The sequence below is a fragment of the Aestuariivivens insulae genome (genome assembly GCF_022662195.1).
Lineage (GTDB): Bacteria > Bacteroidota > Bacteroidia > Flavobacteriales > Flavobacteriaceae > Aestuariivivens > Aestuariivivens insulae.
This window is the reverse complement of sequence record NZ_JAKMCS010000014.1, coordinates 45,952-62,174: the sequence shown is the minus strand read 5'-3', so window position 1 is coordinate 62,174 and position 16,223 is coordinate 45,952. Positions and strand designations below refer to the sequence as shown.

Genomic DNA, 16,223 nt, shown 5'->3' with positions numbered 1-16,223 from the left:
GTGTTAAGTTTTAAGTGTAAAGTATTTGTAAAGAATAATAAAAAGAAATCGCTGTTTTTTTGTTAATTTTGCAAACGAAATTAAAAAAACGAGCATTACGTTAAACATATGGCAAAGTTTGAACTTAGGTTACCAAAAATGGGAGAGAGTGTTGCAGAAGCAACCATAACCTCATGGTTAAAAGAAGTAGGGGATACTATAGAGTTAGATGAGGCAGTAGTAGAAATCGCTACAGATAAAGTGGATAGTGAAGTGCCAAGCGAAGTAGAAGGTGTTTTGGTCGAAAAGCGTTTTAATGTAGACGATGTGGTTGAAGTTGGGGCTGTTTTGGCTGTTATTGAGACTGAAGGTGAAGATATTCCTGAAACATCATCAAGTGAAACAGAAAGTGTTGAAGCTAATCAAGCTGTTGAAGAGGTGGAACAAACTATTACTGTTGCTAAGGAAACAGCGGCTCCAGTAATAGCTTCAAGCGAAACACGTTTTTATTCACCACTCGTTAGAAACATAGCCAAAGAAGAAGGTGTATCCCAAGAAGAACTAGATGTTCTAGTAGGAACTGGGAAGGATGGTCGTGTGACTAAAAATGATATTTTAGATTATATAGAGAATAGGGGAAGCGGAACTCAAGTTAGCCAGCCAGAACCAAAGGTTACAACGCCAGCTATACCAATTCAAGAGACTAAAGCATCAGCAGCTCCAGTGGTTTCAAGTGGTGGTGATGAAATTATAGAGATGTCCAGAATGGGGAAACTTATTGCCCATCATATGGTAGAGTCTGTGCAAACCTCTGCCCATGTACAGAGTTTTATAGAGGCCGATGTTACCAATATCTGGAATTGGAGAAAGAAGGTTAAGGATGCCTTTATGAAACGCGAAGGAGAGAACCTAACCTTTACGCCTATTTTTATGGAGGCCATTGCTAAAGCATTGCGCGATTTCCCAATGATTAACATTTCCGTTCAAGGGGATACTATCATAAAAAAGAAAAACATTAATTTAGGTATGGCAGCAGCCTTGCCCGATGGTAATTTAATAGTGCCTGTTATAAAAAATGCAGATCAGTTGAATTTGGTAGGTATGACCAAGCAAGTTAACGATTTAGCCAATAGGGCACGCTTAAACCAATTAAAACCAGATGAAGTTCAAGGAGGAACATATACCGTTACCAATGTAGGAACGTTTGGTAGTATTATGGGGACGCCTATAATCAACCAGCCTCAAGTAGGGATTTTAGCTTTAGGGGCTATACGTAAGGTGCCAGCAGTAATAGAAACGCCAGAGGGCGATTTTATAGGTATCCGTTACAGAATGTTTTTGTCCCATTCTTACGACCATCGTGTTGTTAATGGTGCCTTGGGCGGACAGTTTGTTAAGGCTGTTAAAGATTACTTAGAGGCCTGGGACGTTAACAGAGAAATATAAAAGAAAAAAGAAGATACAAAAGAACCAACCCAAAAAACGGTTGGTTTTTTTAATCAATTATAAAAAGTTTACGTCCCCTTCTTTGTTAGACTTTTGAGATTAGTATCTTTACAATCCAAAAAAAGAATCCATGCAATTAAATCTCTCAAAGCCCATCTGTTTTTTCGATTTAGAGACTACTGGCGTAAACATTACTTCAGATCGCGTTGTTGAAATCGCTGTTTTAAAAGTGCATCCCAATGGTAAGGAGGAAAGTCATCGTTGGTTGGTAAATCCAGAAATGCCAATTCCAAGTGAGGTTACGGCTATACATGGCATAAGCGACGCCGATGTGGCAGATAAGCCAACCTTTAAGGAAATAGCTAAAGAGGTACATAATTTAATTAAAGATGCCGACTTGGGTGGGTTCAATTCCAATAGGTTCGATATTCCGCTTTTGGCAGAGGAAATGTTACGGGCAGATTTGGATTTCGACATGAAAAACACATTGACCATTGATGTGCAGACCATTTTTCATAAAAAGGAGCAACGTACATTAAGTGCAGCCTATAAGTTTTATTGCGATAAAAATTTAGACGATGCCCATAGTGCCGAAGCCGATACAATGGCAACTTATGAAGTGTTAAAAGCGCAAATAGCTAAATACGACGATTTAGAAAACGACGCCAAGTTTTTAGCCGAGTTTAGTTCCCGTAAAAAGTTTGCAGATTTTGCTGGATTCATCGTATATAATAAAAAAGGCGAAGAGTGTTTTTCGTTCGGGAAGCATAAAGGTAAATTGGTGACCCAAATTTTGGAACAAGAACCAGGCTATTTTGGTTGGCTGTTAAATGCCGATTTCCCGTTGTACACTAAAAAAGTATTAACGGCCATAAAGCTAAGAAGTTTAAACAATAAGTTGAGCTAACCAAAATTAAGGAGAGGTGAAAATTATTTGCATCGGTCGCAATTATACCGAACATATTGAGGAGCTGGAAAATGAAAAACCAGAAGAACCTGTTGTTTTTTTGAAGCCAGACACTGCAATTCTATTAAAAAGGCAACCGTTTTTTATTCCTGATTTTTCTGAAGATGTACACCACGAAGTAGAAGTCTTGGTGAAAATAAATCGTATAGGTAAGTATATAGATAAAAAATTTGCCCATAAATATTATGATGAAATAGGCTTGGGTATCGATTTTACGGCCAGGGATCTTCAGGCTAAATTAAAAGCAAAAGGACTGCCTTGGGAAAAAGCAAAGTCCTTTGACGGCGCAGCAGTTGTAGGTCAGTGGATTAGCAAAAATGAATTTGAAAACATTAATGATATTACATTTTCTTTAAAAAAGAACAATACCATTGTACAAAAAGGAAATACAAGTCATATGCTTTGGAAAATTGATGAATTAATTGAATATATCTCAAAATATTTCACTTTAAAGATAGGAGACATTATCTTTACGGGCACGCCAGCAGGCGTTGGCAAAGTGCAAGCCAATGATAAATTAGTTGGGTTTATAGAAGAAAGACAACTATTTTCAATAACAGTAAAATAACTATGGAGCAGCATTACAAATTATTTAGAGTAAGGGAATTAGCCGATAACGATGAAGATTTTATATTAACTCTGGCTGAAACTTTTATTGAAGAAGTTTCAGAAGATGTTGAGCGTTTAAAGGTAGCAGTTGCAGATAAAAACTACCAAGAAGCTTACCAGGCTGCCCATAAAATGAAACCAACGGTAGACTTATTTGAACTTGGTATTCTTGATGATTTAATTGAAGTCCAAGACTGGGGGAAGTTTACCAAAACAGATATGGACATTACCGAAAAACTCAACATTGTTACAACGGCAGTAGATAATGCTCTGGCCGAGATTAAATCCGATTTTAATTTGTAATGCAAGCAGAAATAATTACCATTGGCGATGAACTTCTTATAGGTCAGGTAATTGATACAAATTCGGCATACATAGCCAAAGCACTTAATAAAATAGGGGTTTCGGTATACCAGATCACTTCTATTCAAGATGATAGAGATCATATTCTAAAAGCCTTAGAAGAAGCAGAAAGCCGAGCCGATATCATTATAATTACAGGAGGATTAGGCCCAACCAAAGATGATATCACCAAAAAAACCATTGCAGCATATTTTAACGATACCTTAGTTCCAAATGCAGCTGTTTTGAAAAATATAGAGTCTATTTGGAAGCAGTTCAATAGACAGGTATTGCTTCAGGTTAATAAAGATCAAGCTTTAGTGCCATCACGTGCAGAAGTACTCATGAACGTTTTGGGGACTGCTCCGGGGATGTGGTTGGAAAAGGACAATAAAACCTTTGTGTCACTTCCGGGGGTGCCTTACGAGATGAGAGCACTCGTTTCCCAGCAGGTCATTCCAAAATTAAAAGATAAATATCATTGTCCTTTTATTTTACATAAAACGTTATTGGTTTACGGATTGGGAGAAAGTACTTTGGCCGATCGTATTGCGTCTTGGGAAGATGCTTTGCCAAAACACATAAAACTAGCGTATTTGCCTAGTTTGGGTAAAATGAGGCTACGTTTGTCTGCTAAAAGTTTTGAGACCGATAATATTAAGAAAGAAGTAGATTTTCAAATAGAAAAACTTTTGCCTTTAATTGAAAAGGAGTTTTTTGGTTTTGAAGATGAAGACGGAAACGAAGAAGCAGTTATAGCTAAGCAACTTACAAAACGTGGCAAGTCCTTAGCGATAGCAGAAAGTTGTACTGGAGGTAAATTGGCTCAATTGTTCACTTCAATAGCAGGAGCCTCACAGTATCTTAAAGGAGGCGTGGTTACATATTCTACACAATCCAAAATAGATGTTTTGGGCGTTTCGGAATCAATCATTAATGAATATTCCGTTGTTAGTGCCCAAGTAGCAGAAGCGATGGCCCAAAAAGTACGACAGCTATATAAATCCGATTATGCTATAGCGACCACAGGTAATGCAGGGCCAACAAAAGGCGATTCCAATGCCGAAGTGGGAACTGTTTTTATAGCAATAGCAACAAAAAATGTAGTTTATTCAGAAGTATTTAACTTTGGAAGCCATCGTGCAAAAGTCATTAGCAAAGCGGTAAGTAAAGCTTTAGAAATGTTGCAAAAAGAAATTTTTAAAAATTGATTAAAATTAGATTGCTATAATCTAAAGAATTAGTATATTTGCACCTCGTTTTTAAACAACAACAAATTTAAAGGTAGAAATAATGTCAAGAGTTTGTGAACTTACAGGAAAGAAGGCAATGGTTGGAAACAACGTGTCTCATGCATTAAATAGAACTAAACGCAAGTTCGATGCAAATTTAGTTAAGAAACGTTTTTACATTCCAGAAGAAGATAAATGGATTACTTTAAAAGTTTCTACTTCTGCTTTAAAAACTATCAATAAAATAGGTATTTCTGCGGCAATTAAAGAGGCTAAATCAAAAGGCTTTTTAAAATAATAGCTGTATTTAATAAATAAAATAAGATGGCAAAAAAAGGAAATAGAATACAGGTAATTTTAGAATGTACAGAGCATAAAGAGTCTGGACAACCAGGAACATCTAGATACATTACAACTAAGAATAAAAAGAACACGCCAGATAGAATGGAGATTAAAAAATTTAATCCTATCCTTAAGCGTATGACCGTTCACAAAGAGATAAAATAATAAGTCATGGCAAAGAAAGCAGTAGCATCATTACAGACAGGATCTAAAAGATTAACTAAGGCTATAAAAATGGTTAAGTCTCCAAAAACAGGAGCTTACATGTTTGTAGAGTCCATTATGAGCCCAGAATTAGTAAATGACTATTTAAACAAAAAATAAGTTATATACTTTATAATATATACAAAGCTGCTTTCAATTTTGAGAGCAGCTTTTTTTATGCTTATATTTTACTAAATTTACTGCCATAATAGCAGTAAAAAACTGTGGAATAGAAATTGACTGTAACAATATGGGATTTAACCGGTAGTTAGGCCAAGCACAAAAAAGAAGTGTTGATTTTTAAACAAGTAAACAACAAACGAACAAACATTTTTAATGAGTTTTTTTAAAAAAATATTTTCTTCAGAAAAAAAGGAAACCCTTGATAAAGGGTTGGAAAAAACCAAATCCAGTTTCTTTAATAAATTAAGTAAAGCAGTAGCGGGTAAGTCTAAGGTAGATGACGAGGTCTTAGATAATTTAGAGGAAGTTTTGGTAACCAGTGATGTTGGAGTAGAAACAACACTTAAAATTATTGAGCGTATAGAAGATCGTGTATCAAAGGACAAATATTTGGGTACCGAAGAGTTAAACCAAATTTTACGAGAGGAAATTGCAGGCTTGTTGAGTGAGACGAATGTAGGGGAAGAATCGGAATTTACCATACCACAGGATAAAAAACCTTATGTTATTATGGTGGTTGGTGTTAATGGCGTTGGGAAAACCACAACCATAGGAAAGCTGGCAAGCCAGTTTAAAAAACAAGGGCTGAAAGTCGTATTGGGAGCAGCCGATACATTTAGGGCCGCAGCTATAGACCAATTGCAGGTATGGGCAGATCGTGTAGATGTTCCTATTGTAAAACAGTCTATGGGAAGTGATCCAGCATCGGTGGCCTTCGATACACTTAAAAGTGCCGTGTCCCATGATGCCGATGTCGTTATTATTGATACAGCTGGGCGTTTGCACAATAAAGTGAACTTAATGAACGAATTGACCAAAGTAAAGCGCGTGATGCAAAAAGTGGTAGCAGACGCACCGCACGATGTACTTTTGGTTTTGGACGGCTCAACAGGACAGAATGCTTTCGAACAGGCTAAACAGTTTACTGCAGCAACCGAAGTTGCTTCTTTAGCTGTAACTAAACTTGATGGTACAGCAAAAGGTGGTGTCGTAATAGGTATTTCAGACCAATTTAAAATACCAGTAAAATATATTGGTGTAGGAGAAGGTATAGACGACTTGCAAGTATTCAATAAATACGAGTTTGTAGATTCGTTTTTTAAATAAACCCATGTTTATCATTTCTGCGAAGGCGGGAATCTTATAATCTATAAATTTTGTATTTTTATAGATATGAGTTGTAATATTTACCATAATCTTCAAATCAATGTGTCCCCTAAAGCGGTGTTCAATGCGGTGACACAACCAAAGCATCTCGATAATTGGTGGACACTTAAAAGTTCTGGAAAGCCATTGTTGGGAGACATGTATAATTTGAATTTTACAGATGACTACGACTGGTATTGCCAGGTTTCCAAATTGGAAGTAGATAAGTCCATTCACTTTAAAATGACCCAGTCGGATGCCGATTGGAATCCAACAACATTTGGTTTTGATATGGAAGAAAATGATGGTGGGACCTATTTGAAATTCAGTCATATAAACTGGCCAGAGGCCAATAATCATTTTAAACACTCGTCCTTTTGTTGGGCCTTATTGCTTAATGGCTTAAAAAACTACCTAGAAAGCGGGGTTGTAGTGCCTTTTGAAGAAAGGAATTAGTTGCTCCAGAACTAATTTATTTAAAATCCACATGCTTTCCGTATCTTTGCAGCCTTAAAAATAGGGCATGAGGACAAAATCACTTAAAAAGAACAAAATTAACGTTGTTACACTAGGCTGTAGTAAAAATGTTTACGATAGCGAAGTGCTAATGGGGCAGCTAAAAGCCAGCGGTAAAGAAGTGGTTCATGAGGATGAAGGTAATGTCGTGGTGATTAACACGTGTGGCTTTATAAATAATGCCAAAGAAGAAAGTGTTAATACCATTTTAGAGTATGTTCAGAAAAAAGAGGAAGGCGAAGTTGATAAGGTTTTTGTAACAGGATGTCTTTCCGAAAGGTATAAGCCCGATTTAATTAAGGAGATTCCCAATGTGGACCAGTATTTTGGAACTACCGAATTACCAGGGTTGCTCAAAGTACTAGGAGCCGATTATAAACATGAACTTATAGGGGAACGCCTAACTACTACTCCTAAAAATTATGCCTATTTAAAGATCGCCGAAGGTTGTGACAGGCCATGTTCGTTTTGTGCCATCCCATTAATGCGGGGTAAATATAAAAGTACCCCTATAGAAGATTTGGTTACCGAAGCCGAAAAATTGGCGGCAAAAGGAGTCAAGGAATTGATTCTTATAGCACAAGATCTAACCTATTATGGGCTGGATTTATATAAGAAAAGAAATTTGGCAGAACTACTGGAAGCTTTGGTTAAGGTGGAAGGTATTGAGTGGATTCGATTGCATTATGCCTTTCCTACTGGTTTTCCGTTGGATGTGCTGGACGTGATGAACAAAGAGCCTAAGATTTGTAATTATATCGATATTCCATTGCAGCATATTTCAGACTCAATTTTAAAGAGTATGCGTCGTGGTACAACAAAGGAAAAAACCACCAAACTTCTAAAGGATTTTAGAATAGCTGTACCAGGGATGACTGTTAGAACAACTTTGATTGTTGGGTATCCTGGGGAAACAGAAGCCGATTTTCAAGAGCTAAAACAATGGGTGCAAGATATGCGTTTTGAGCGCTTAGGATGTTTTACCTATTCGCACGAAGAAAATACCCATGCCTACAATTTAGAAGATGATGTACCCGAAGATGTTAAACAACAGCGGGCTAATGAAATCATGGAAATTCAATCGCAGATTTCATGGGAACTCAACCAAGAGAAAATTGGGAAGACCTTCAAAGTGGTTATCGATAGAAAAGAAGGCGGTTATTTTGTGGGGCGTACAGAGCATGATTCTCCCGATGTGGATAATGAAGTTCTTATAGACGCTTCAAAAACCTATTTAAAAACAGGGGAATTTGCAAACGTAAAAATTACCGATGCGGCCGATTTCGATTTGTATGCCGAAGTGGTGTAGCCCTGAGCGTAGTCACTCAGGTACTCCAAGTGCAGTCTAAGGGTTGGTCTATATGCTGAGGCTGTTAAAATCATTAAAGAACCTTTAGGGTCCTTTGTGCCTTTTTTGGTGATTTCTTTGTTTAAATATAACCACAAAGCCAGCAAAGAAGGACAAAGAACTCAAAGTTAAGTATAAGGTAAAACCTTAAGTCCGCTTCAATTGTTTTTGTATCTTTTTAATAGCCGATTCAATAGATTTTTCCGGTTCTATAATGTTGTATTCACCCCAAAATCGTGGGTCTGAAAAACCTGAAGCCTTATCGGTTAAAATAGTTGTTGGGCGTATTAACTGGCTTTTAATATGTGCTATTTTAGATTCGTTCAATTCCCAATCGGTTATGGCCATTTCACTGCTTAGCGTATAAATACTGTTAAACAGTTTGCCTCTCCAGTTTACTTTAAACGTTAACGAAATATTGCTATAGGCATAATGCCATTTGCCGTTGCTGGTGCGGTAATTCACTCTATATGAAGCTTCGGTGGGATAAACATCCACTTTTCTAGGTTTTTTTCGAATATACATTTGACTGGATAGTTCCCTGTTTTCAACATTAAGGCTGTATACCGCACTGGTAAGGGCTAAAGTTTTGGAGTCTATATAAAGCTTTCCGTAATATAACGGTTCATCAATATGGTCTCTTTGTTTGAAGTTAACCACATAAATTAAACTGTTATTTATTTGGGTAGACTCCCCAAAGTTGAATTCATAATTAGGAATGTTCTCTGGGGTAAAAATGTATTCAGGATATTTAATAATATCGGTATAAAGATTTCCAAAAGGCCCTCCCTGTAATTTTAATGCTATAGTATCAAGCCTTGAGTAATTAGTGCTTTTACGGGCTTTTATAAGTTCGATATGGTCGTTCCTGTAGTTGTTGTAGGGCTGTTTGTGGATCTTAACAACAGCTTCAGATAAGGAAGCATTTTTGCGTCTTTTTTTAATGGTTTCTCTATAAAAAGCAGTCATTAAAGTATTTTCATTAGTATAGGTCGAACTCTTTTTTTTAAGGGTTTCTAGAACCAGCTCATTAGCACTCATTTTTAGTGAAGTGATATTAATGGCACTAAGCTCGGTATAAGCAGGAGTTAGTTTAATTTTAGAGTGGTTTTCTATACGTTCAATATTGAGTATTTTATCTTCATAACCTAAATAGGAAATGGTGAGGGTCTCTTTTAGGAGGGAGGGAGGTATTTTTAATAAAAAATCTCCGTCACTATTGGTAACTGTACTAATATTGGAATTGCTAACAGTTAAGTCGGCAAATATTAAAGGCGATTTATTGGTTTCGTCTACAACTTTACCTTCAATTTCTTTAAAAGCTGTGTTGGTTTGTGTAAAACCTAGTGAGGTGTATAGGGTCACCATTAGGCAAACAAGTATAAGTCTAAAGATGGGTTTCGTTTTCATAACTAGCTTAACAATAAGTTTATAGTGCTATTAATTTACGAAAATTCGCTTAAATTTTTAAATATTTAACCTATTTTATGATTCTAGTCTTAACTAAATTTTTAGAATTTCGAAATGGAATAGCTGTATATTTACACAATTTTTAATAGCAGTATGCAACAAGATTATATTACGTTTAAGGATACAGGTTATTTTTCGTCGATTATTTGTGATTATTTGGATGAAGACAAAACGTTATCACCGTTTTATAATCGTTTTCCAAAAATAGAAAACTTCAAAGGGCAAATAGAAGAAAAATGTAAGTTGGTTCAAGCGCAGTCGAGATCTGTTTTAGTAGAAATCTTGAAAAAACAGTATCGCAACATTGATGCTTCAGAAGCTACATTAAGTCATATTGAATCCCTAAAAGAGGAAAACACGTTTACTGTTACTACTGGGCACCAACTGAATTTATTTACTGGGCCCTTGTATTTTCTATATAAAATTATTTCGACCATAAATCTTACCAAAGCGCTAAAGCAGGAATATCCCAATTATAATTTTGTGCCTGTATATTGGATGGCTACCGAAGACCATGACTTTGATGAGATTAACTTTTTCAATTTTAAAGGGAAAAAGTTCCAGTGGAACAGAGAGGCTAGTGGTGCCGTTGGCATGTTGTCGACAGAGGGGTTAGATGAGGTATTAAATTGGTTTTCAAAAGAACTTGGGCTTAGTAAAAATGCTAATAAGATAAAAGAGCTATTTGAAACGGCGTATTTAAAAAACAATAATTTAACCGATGCTACCCGTTGCTTGGCTAATGCCCTGTTTAAGGATTGTGGTTTGGTAATTATTGATGCAGCCGATAAGGAGTTAAAACAACTATTTGTTCCTTTTATAAAAGAAGAGCTGCTTGACCAAACCTCTTTTAAAATGGTTTCAAAGTCGAATCAGCAAATTAGTGCGGCATCCGAAAATTATAAAATACAGGTCACGCCAAGGGAGATCAACCTTTTTTATTTAAAAGATAACTTAAGGGAACGTATTGTTTTGGAAGAAGGTGTTTATAAGGTGTTGAATACCAACATAACGTTCGGTAAGGAAGCGCTATTACAGGAAGTGGAAAACCATCCCGAACGGTTTTCTCCTAATGTTGTTATGCGGCCCTTGTACCAGGAGGTTATTTTACCTAATTTGTGCTATATAGGTGGCGGAGGAGAGTTGGCCTATTGGCTTCAGCTAAAAGATTATTTTAAGGAAGTTAACATAGCCTTTCCAATACTTTTGTTGCGTAATTCGGTACTCATTCAATCTGAAAGCCAACATAAAAAACTTCAAAATTTAAGCATATCACCAAAAGATATCTTTTTAAAAAGGAATGCCTTCATCAATAAAAAGGTAAGGGAGATTTCAAATATAGATATTGACTTTTCAAATCAAAAAGAACATTTAAAACAACAATTTGAAGCTTTGTACAACCTGGCCGATCAAACCGACAAATCGTTTTTAGGAGCCGTAAAGGCACAGGAAGCAAAACAATTAAAAGGTCTGGATAAACTGGAAAAGCGACTGTTAAAGGCTCAAAAGAATAAGTTGTCCGATCATGTACAGCGTATGACCGAGCTTCAAAATGAATTGTTTCCTAACCAAGGACTACAAGAGCGTAATGCTAATTTTTCTGAGTTTTATTTGGAGTATGGAGATGACTTAATATCAAAATTGATAGAACAATTACAGCCTTTAAAGGAAGAGTTATTAATCTTAACTTTATGATGGATAATTAATATTTCAATTTTTTTATCATTTCATCCATTTCATCTAAAATTAAACCGCCAGCCCCCATGTATAATATTTGTTGATTTTTGTCTATCAATAAAAATGTAGGGAAAGATTTGATATTCCAAGTGTCTATAATAGTATTGGTTTTATCTTTTCTGTCAACAAAACCGTGAAACCATTGCATGTTATTTTCATCAGTGTATAGCTTGACATCATTAACATTTTCATCATAGGCAATGCTCACAAATGAAACATTGTTACCATGCCTTTTATACATGTCTATTAACTTAGGGGTAAGTTTTTTACATGGACCACACCATGTTCCCCAAAAATCAAGTAACATGTATTCTTTGTCATTCATCTCAGAAAAAAGATTTTTTTCGGTGCCATCAATTGCTGTTATTATGGGATTATTAAGTTTTTTACCTAATTGAATCCCTTTTTTTATAAGTTTAGGAGCACTAGCTACTTTTGTAAATTCTATCTTTTTAAAATCAGGAGAAATCCCTTTTATTTTATACCATTTACGCCCCAAACTTACAGTGTCCCCCTTTTTGTGTGAAAAATAGGATTGCATTAAAAGGTTATGGCTATGGTAAAAGACAGAATCTGGTTTTATAACAATATCGGAAAGAAATGGCTCTTTTCCTTGAACAGCAATAGTATAATGTATTGAATCTTTTGTGATTGTTCCTTTGGCATAATCTTTTAGCTCTAAAAATAGGGTGTAGGCATTTAAAGTTTCGTTCAAATCATTTTTCAATAAATATATATGTCTATGCCTGGCACTGGGATAAATTATTACTTTTCTGTCTATATTATGGATTTTCCCATTTTTTAATAACTGATAGGAAAAGTCCAATAACGGTAAGGTGTCCAGTACTGAAGAGTTGTCTTCTTTTTGATTATGGAATTCTTTTGGAAAAAGAAGCCTTTGGTCATCTGAGAAATCACCATTGTTATTAAGGTCTGGAATAACAATTTGTTTATCGTTCAAAAATCCAGAAATCGCATTAAATTCGTATTTGAGATTTTTATTTTTAATAATGACTGTGTCTTTTAATTGGTCATTAAAAGCCTTAAAAAGATAGTCTTTTCCGCCATAGTCATTTATATATTTTCTGTATACCGAAGGGAATTTTTGCATTGGTGTTGAAACAAACAAAAGACTATCAAATTTAGTTGTGTTTTTGAACTTTTTTATTTTTTGTTCGTAAATTTTAGGATAGGCTTTCTTTGAAGTGTAAACGGGAAAATTAGTATAATAAATTTCGAAAAAATCAAATTCGTTATCGGCTTTCCATTGTAGAGAAACACTTAAGAGGGTGTCATTTATTTTTGGAGTACTATTTTTTTTATTGTTTGAACATGAGAAGAATGTTGATGCTATTATTAGTAATAATAAACAGTTTTTCATAGATAAGATTAATATGTTATTTTATAAAGTTAATTTGTAAATATAAGTTTTTAATTACGATCGTATTATAAATACCTTTCATTTTTAAATCGAGTTATTTGTTGATTTACTGTATGGAAATGGTAACTATGCTCTTCTAAATCTTTATTTTTGCAAAAATTGATTCAAGAATGCACAAAATAGATATAGAACTTATTGAGATGACCTTAGATGTCATGAAATATGCCATTGAAAGGATTTCATCAACAAACCCCAAAATAGGGAAACCTAAAAAAGAGGAACAGCTTAAAGCTTTGGTAGGTGAAACAGTTACAGCTGACGGTGTGGGCGGAGAGTATGCCTTTAACCTTTGGAAAAAACACCTAATGAAAGCGACGGTCCCTATAGATCATCCTAGACATTTGGCATTTGTGCCAGCCTCACCAACACGCGCGGCCATTATGTTCGATTTGGTGACTTCGGCGTCCAGTATTCATGGAGCCTATTGGATGGAGGGAGCAGGAGGTATCTTTTGTGAAAATGAAGCCATGAAGTGGATCGTTTCATTAACAGGCTTGCCAGATGGTGCTTTTGGGGTCTTTACCAGTGGCGGAACGGCAGCAAACCTTTCGGCTATTGTGACGGCACGCGAGCATTGGCGGGAAGACGATACCTTTAAAAGGGAAAAAGGCTTGATTATCACGTCTATAGGGGCCCATTCGTCAATCAAGGCTATGGCCAAAGTAGCCGATGTAGATATACTGTTGGTTGATTCTGAAGAGAAATTAACGGAAATGGCCCTTCGTGAAACGATTGATAATCTAAATTTTCATCAGCGTAAGCGGTTGTTCGCGGTTGTAGCAACGGGAGGAACGACCAATGCAGGTATAATTGATGATTTAGAAGATATAGCAACTATCTGTGAAAAGGAAAAGTTATGGTTCCATGTCGATGCCGCTTATGGAGGAGGTGCTTTAGCGGCAGATTCTGTAAGGCATTTGTTTAATGGTATTGAAAAAGCAGATAGTATTACCATAGATCCCCACAAGTGGATGTTTTCACCCTACGATTGTGGAGCCGTTATTTATAAAAACCCAGAGTTAGCAAAACAGGCCCATGCCCAAGAAGGTTCTTATTTAGAAATATTTAAGGATGAAGGCGCGCAGGGCTTTAATCCTGCCGATTACCAAATACAGCTCACAAGACGGGTAAGAGGCTTGCCATTGTGGTTTTCGTTGGCAACACACGGTACCGATAAATATAAAGAAGCCGTTGAGCGCGGATTGGAGTTGGCACAAATTGCTGGTAAGATGATTGAAGACATGCCATACGTAGAATTGGTAAGGGAACCCAGCCTATCCTGTGTACTTTATAGAAGAATTGGCTGGTCACCAGACGATTACAGAAATTGGACTTACGAAAACCATAAAAAAGGTTTTGCCTTGGTAACGCCAACCAAATGGAAAACTAATGGCAGTTTTGAAACCGTGTCGCGTTTCTGTTTTATAAATCCAGATACTACTGAAGAAGATATTAGGTCGATTTTAGAAACCATGGCTTAAAAAAACAAAAAAAATAGTAATCGTAATTCGTCATTCTAAAATCAATTATTACTTTTGCGCATGCAACACGATAAGGTATTAATTTTAGACTTCGGATCGCAATATACCCAACTTATTGGGCGTCGAGTTAGGGAACTCAACATCTACTCCGAAATTATTCCATTTAACAAAATTCCAAACAACATTGAAGAGTACAAAGCTGTAATCCTTTCAGGTAGCCCTTATTCTGTAAGGGGAGAAGAGGCTTTGCACCCAGATTTGTCAAATATACGGGGTAAGAAACCGCTTTTAGCTGTTTGTTATGGCGCACAGTATTTAGCGCATTTTTCGGGAGGTGAAGTAGCGCCTTCCAATACGCGTGAGTACGGTAGGGCCAATTTATCGTTTATAAAAAGTAATGAGCCTTTTTTGGCACATATCCATACAGGTAGCCAAGTTTGGATGAGCCATAGCGATACCATTAAAAAATTACCAACAAATGGTGTTCTTATAGCAAGTACACACGATGTTGAAAATGCGGCTTACCGTATTGATGGTGAAGAAACTTATGCAATTCAGTTTCACCCAGAGGTATACCATACTACAGACGGCAAGCAGTTATTGGAAAACTTTTTAGTAAGTATAGCTGGTGTACACCAAGATTGGACACCTCAGTCCTTTGTTGAAGAAACCGTAGAAGCGCTTCAGGAAACCGTAGGGAATGATAAAGTTGTTTTAGGACTTTCGGGAGGTGTAGATTCTACCGTGGCAGCAGTATTGCTTAATAAGGCCATTGGGAAAAACCTGTATTGTATTTTCGTGAATAACGGCCTGCTTAGAAAGAACGAGTTTCAAAATGTATTGAACCAATACGAAGGTATGGGGCTTAACGTTAAGGGTGTTGATGCTTCCGATAGGTTTTTGGCAGCATTAAAAGGGATTGAAGATCCAGAGCTAAAACGAAAAGCCATTGGTAATGCCTTTATAGAGGTTTTTGATGACGAAGCTCATAAAATAGAGGATGTTACCTGGTTGGCACAAGGAACCATCTACCCCGATGTTATTGAAAGTGTGTCGGCAACTGGAGGACCTTCAGCCACTATAAAGAGTCATCATAACGTTGGTGGATTACCAGATTATATGAAATTAAAAATTGTAGAACCACTTAAGGCTTTGTTTAAAGATGAGGTTAGACGTGTTGGGGCTACATTAGGCATCGATCCAGAACTTTTGGGACGCCATCCATTCCCAGGACCTGGTTTGGGTATTCGTATTTTAGGAGATATTACTGCCGAGAAAGTGCGTATTCTGCAGGAAGTGGATGCTATTTTTATAGAAGGATTAAAATCATGGGGACTTTATGATAAAGTTTGGCAAGCAGGAGCCATGTTGTTACCGGTAAATAGTGTAGGTGTTATGGGCGATGAGCGTACTTACGAGAAGTGTGTAGCGCTTAGAGCTGTTGAGAGTACCGATGGTATGACTGCCGATTGGGTAAATTTGCCGTATGAATTCCTTCAAAAGACATCAAACGATATCATCAACAAAGTTAAAGGCGTTAATAGGGTCGTTTACGATATAAGTTCCAAGCCACCAGCAACTATTGAATGGGAATAGGTATTGAAGCATTATAAACTTCAAAAATATAAATTCAAATAAGATTTAAACAGCAACGGTAAAGTGTTGCTGTTTTTTTTATTTTTGTTTTTTGGCATATTATATGCAATAATTGAGAAATATGTATGTTGTAGCTACATCCCTAATGGCATTAACAAACGTATATAAACTATTTGGTATCAGG

The 16,223-nt window shown here is 36.3% G+C and carries 16 protein-coding genes; 14 read left to right on the top strand and 2 right to left on the bottom strand.

Annotation, left to right across the window (positions count from 1 at the left end):
* Positions 1-108: 108 nt before the first annotated feature.
* From MR062_RS14745 to rimO, 11 genes are all read left to right on the top strand, one after another.
* Positions 109-1,425 (top strand): dihydrolipoamide acetyltransferase family protein, encoded by a 1,317-nt coding sequence (locus MR062_RS14745; protein ID WP_242205632.1) that lies wholly within the window; start codon positions 109-111, stop codon positions 1,423-1,425.
* Positions 1,426-1,555: 130 nt separating this feature from the next.
* Positions 1,556-2,332: a 3'-5' exonuclease gene (locus MR062_RS14740; RefSeq protein ID WP_242205630.1), complete on the top strand. Its 777-nt coding sequence runs from the start codon at positions 1,556-1,558 to the stop codon at positions 2,330-2,332.
* 16 nt (positions 2,333-2,348) lie between these two features.
* Positions 2,349-2,960, top strand: a complete 612-nt coding sequence (locus MR062_RS14735; protein ID WP_242205628.1) for a fumarylacetoacetate hydrolase family protein — start codon at positions 2,349-2,351, stop codon at positions 2,958-2,960.
* Between the two features lie 2 nt (positions 2,961-2,962).
* Positions 2,963-3,304 carry an Hpt domain-containing protein gene (locus tag MR062_RS14730; RefSeq protein WP_242205626.1) on the top strand — a complete coding sequence of 114 codons (342 nt, stop codon included), beginning with the start codon at positions 2,963-2,965 and terminating at the stop codon, positions 3,302-3,304.
* Positions 3,304-4,554 (top strand): competence/damage-inducible protein A, encoded by a 1,251-nt coding sequence (locus MR062_RS14725; protein WP_242205624.1) that lies wholly within the window; start codon positions 3,304-3,306, stop codon positions 4,552-4,554. Before MR062_RS14730 ends, MR062_RS14725 begins: the two co-directional genes overlap by 1 nt.
* An 82-nt stretch (positions 4,555-4,636) precedes the next feature.
* Positions 4,637-4,873: a 50S ribosomal protein L28 gene (gene rpmB, locus MR062_RS14720; protein ID WP_226696837.1), complete on the top strand. Its 237-nt coding sequence runs from the start codon at positions 4,637-4,639 to the stop codon at positions 4,871-4,873.
* A 26-nt stretch (positions 4,874-4,899) separates the two neighbouring features.
* The gene (gene rpmG, locus MR062_RS14715) at positions 4,900-5,082 is read left to right on the top strand and encodes a 50S ribosomal protein L33 (RefSeq protein ID WP_007648529.1); all 183 of its coding nucleotides are present in this window, start codon (positions 4,900-4,902) and stop codon (positions 5,080-5,082) included.
* A 6-nt stretch (positions 5,083-5,088) separates the two neighbouring features.
* A complete protein-coding gene (locus tag MR062_RS14710) occupies positions 5,089-5,241 on the top strand; it encodes a DUF4295 domain-containing protein (protein ID WP_242205622.1) in 153 nt (50 codons plus the stop codon).
* A gap of 216 nt (positions 5,242-5,457) precedes the next feature.
* The gene (ftsY, locus tag MR062_RS14705) at positions 5,458-6,411 is read left to right on the top strand and encodes a signal recognition particle-docking protein FtsY (RefSeq protein WP_242205620.1); all 954 of its coding nucleotides are present in this window, start codon (positions 5,458-5,460) and stop codon (positions 6,409-6,411) included.
* A gap of 66 nt (positions 6,412-6,477) precedes the next feature.
* The gene (locus MR062_RS14700) at positions 6,478-6,906 is read left to right on the top strand and encodes an SRPBCC family protein (RefSeq protein ID WP_242205618.1); all 429 of its coding nucleotides are present in this window, start codon (positions 6,478-6,480) and stop codon (positions 6,904-6,906) included.
* Positions 6,907-6,973: 67 nt separating this feature from the next.
* Complete coding sequence (gene rimO, locus MR062_RS14695) at positions 6,974-8,275, top strand: 30S ribosomal protein S12 methylthiotransferase RimO (RefSeq protein ID WP_242205616.1); 1,302 nt, start codon at positions 6,974-6,976, stop codon at positions 8,273-8,275.
* Between the two features lie 186 nt (positions 8,276-8,461).
* Here the strand turns inward: rimO and MR062_RS14690 are convergent, their stop codons facing one another.
* The gene (locus tag MR062_RS14690; RefSeq protein WP_242205614.1) at positions 8,462-9,724 is read right to left on the bottom strand and encodes a carboxypeptidase-like regulatory domain-containing protein; all 1,263 of its coding nucleotides are present in this window, start codon (positions 9,722-9,724) and stop codon (positions 8,462-8,464) included.
* A 153-nt stretch (positions 9,725-9,877) separates the two neighbouring features.
* Here MR062_RS14690 and bshC point away from each other — a divergent pair, with 153 nt between their 5' ends.
* Positions 9,878-11,479, top strand: coding sequence for a bacillithiol biosynthesis cysteine-adding enzyme BshC (bshC, locus tag MR062_RS14685; RefSeq protein WP_242205612.1), 1,602 nt, complete (start codon positions 9,878-9,880; stop codon positions 11,477-11,479).
* Positions 11,480-11,486: 7 nt separating this feature from the next.
* Here the strand turns inward: bshC and MR062_RS14680 are convergent, their stop codons facing one another.
* The gene (locus MR062_RS14680; RefSeq protein ID WP_242205610.1) at positions 11,487-12,902 is read right to left on the bottom strand and encodes a TlpA family protein disulfide reductase; all 1,416 of its coding nucleotides are present in this window, start codon (positions 12,900-12,902) and stop codon (positions 11,487-11,489) included.
* Between the two features lie 170 nt (positions 12,903-13,072).
* Here MR062_RS14680 and MR062_RS14675 point away from each other — a divergent pair, with 170 nt between their 5' ends.
* Positions 13,073-14,443 (top strand): pyridoxal phosphate-dependent decarboxylase family protein, encoded by a 1,371-nt coding sequence (locus MR062_RS14675; RefSeq protein ID WP_242205608.1) that lies wholly within the window; start codon positions 13,073-13,075, stop codon positions 14,441-14,443.
* A 60-nt stretch (positions 14,444-14,503) separates the two neighbouring features.
* Entirely contained in the window at positions 14,504-16,039 is a 1,536-nt protein-coding gene (guaA, locus tag MR062_RS14670) for a glutamine-hydrolyzing GMP synthase (protein WP_242205607.1), read from the top strand.
* The last annotated feature ends 184 nt before the right edge of the window (positions 16,040-16,223 follow it).

Bases quoted from the DNA above. Each gene is read 5' to 3' on its own strand.
- bshC (WP_242205612.1), top strand. From the start codon at position 9,878: ATGCAACAAGATTATATTACGTTTAAGGATACAGGTTATTTTTCGTCG.
- rpmB (WP_226696837.1), top strand. From the start codon at position 4,637: ATGTCAAGAGTTTGTGAACTTACAGGAAAGAAGGCAATGGTTGGAAAC.
- ftsY (WP_242205620.1), top strand. From the start codon at position 5,458: ATGAGTTTTTTTAAAAAAATATTTTCTTCAGAAAAAAAGGAAACCCTT.
- MR062_RS14675 (WP_242205608.1), top strand. From the start codon at position 13,073: ATGCACAAAATAGATATAGAACTTATTGAGATGACCTTAGATGTCATG.
- rpmG (WP_007648529.1), top strand. From the start codon at position 4,900: ATGGCAAAAAAAGGAAATAGAATACAGGTAATTTTAGAATGTACAGAG.
- MR062_RS14680 (WP_242205610.1), bottom strand. From the start codon at position 12,902: ATGAAAAACTGTTTATTATTACTAATAATAGCATCAACATTCTTCTCA.
- MR062_RS14700 (WP_242205618.1), top strand. From the start codon at position 6,478: ATGAGTTGTAATATTTACCATAATCTTCAAATCAATGTGTCCCCTAAA.
- MR062_RS14690 (WP_242205614.1), bottom strand. From the start codon at position 9,724: ATGAAAACGAAACCCATCTTTAGACTTATACTTGTTTGCCTAATGGTG.
- guaA (WP_242205607.1), top strand. From the start codon at position 14,504: ATGCAACACGATAAGGTATTAATTTTAGACTTCGGATCGCAATATACC.
- MR062_RS14740 (WP_242205630.1), top strand. From the start codon at position 1,556: ATGCAATTAAATCTCTCAAAGCCCATCTGTTTTTTCGATTTAGAGACT.
- MR062_RS14725 (WP_242205624.1), top strand. From the start codon at position 3,304: ATGCAAGCAGAAATAATTACCATTGGCGATGAACTTCTTATAGGTCAG.
- MR062_RS14730 (WP_242205626.1), top strand. From the start codon at position 2,963: ATGGAGCAGCATTACAAATTATTTAGAGTAAGGGAATTAGCCGATAAC.
- MR062_RS14710 (WP_242205622.1), top strand. From the start codon at position 5,089: ATGGCAAAGAAAGCAGTAGCATCATTACAGACAGGATCTAAAAGATTA.
- rimO (WP_242205616.1), top strand. From the start codon at position 6,974: ATGAGGACAAAATCACTTAAAAAGAACAAAATTAACGTTGTTACACTA.
- MR062_RS14745 (WP_242205632.1), top strand. From the start codon at position 109: ATGGCAAAGTTTGAACTTAGGTTACCAAAAATGGGAGAGAGTGTTGCA.